We start from the raw sequence: 390 nt of genomic DNA, 5'->3' as shown, positions 1-390 counted from the left end.
GCGGGGCAGCTGCCCCGCAGTCCTTCGGCGAATTCGTTGGGCCGTCAGGGGTGACCTGTTGATGTCTGCGGGCGTGATCCCCAGACCCGCTCGCGGACGTCGGCCCGAGCCTGCCGGAAAGCGGCCAGGGCAGGGGGTCGAGCTGCGGCACGCGCATCTACCAGCCGGGAGACAGTCGGATCTGAGGCCACCAGGCCGGAGACGGCGGGCTCCGCCCGCAGCATGCCTATGTCGGACAGACAGTCCCGGTCCAACGCTACCGCCAGGGCCAGGTCGAGCAGGACCTTCACGGGAGTGCGCACCGCCCCCGGCCTGCGCCACGGCTCCAGAGCCGCCGACAGCGCGGAGTCGAGGCCGATCCGGCGGACGGTCTCCACCAGCGGTGCCCCA

At 72.3% G+C, this 390-nt stretch carries 1 pseudogene; it reads right to left on the bottom strand.

The window, feature by feature from the left end:
* Window positions 1-80 precede the first annotated feature (80 nt).
* Window positions 81-390 (bottom strand): annotated as a pseudogene (locus TN53_RS42785) (transposase); the annotation flags it as partial.

Origin of the sequence: Streptomyces sp. WM6386, from assembly GCF_000972385.1 — a bacterium.
Classification (GTDB): domain Bacteria; phylum Actinomycetota; class Actinomycetes; order Streptomycetales; family Streptomycetaceae; genus Streptomyces.
The sequence above is the reverse complement of the archived record's forward strand: the minus strand, read 5'-3'. Positions and strand labels throughout refer to the sequence as shown.